Genomic DNA, 436 nt, shown 5'->3' with positions numbered 1-436 from the left:
CGCGTAGGCGACGTTGTTCGCGAGCGGCGCCAGATAATCCAGCCGGTCCGTGTAAGGCACGAACTGGTTGTATTGCATGTTCTCCGCGATCTTCTCGTCGCCGCGGTGCAGGTAGCCGATGTCGGGCCACGCCTTGGTGATCAATTCGCCGTCGAGTTCGAGCACGATTCGCAAAACCCCGTGTGTGGACGGGTGCGACGGCCCCATGTTCAACGTGAGCGTTTCTCCGAGAAGCTCCCCGCCTTCCTGCGCGGTTTGAAGTCCTTGCAGGCTGCGGGCCAGCGTGTCGGGTTGCTCGAAAGTCGTGGGCATTTTTCGGTTTAAAGTTTGAACCCCGGGCTGCTTTGTGAAAATTTTCACAAAGTCCGTGAATCAAACGCCACCATCCACAGCCGGCCCCCAAAATGCAAGCCAACCTGTCGTCGTAATTATCGGG

At 58.0% G+C, this 436-nt stretch carries 1 pseudogene; it reads right to left on the bottom strand.

Going from position 1 to position 436, the window contains the following annotated elements:
• Positions 1-312 (bottom strand): annotated as a pseudogene (locus D7Y13_RS43130) (NADH-quinone oxidoreductase subunit D); the annotation flags it as partial.
• Between the last annotated feature and the right edge of the window lie 124 nt (positions 313-436).

It is taken from the genome of Corallococcus praedator, assembly GCF_003612125.1.
Taxonomy (GTDB): Bacteria; Myxococcota; Myxococcia; order Myxococcales; family Myxococcaceae; genus Corallococcus; species Corallococcus praedator.
Note: the sequence above shows the minus strand (reverse complement) of the source record. Positions and strands in the feature narration are given on the sequence as shown.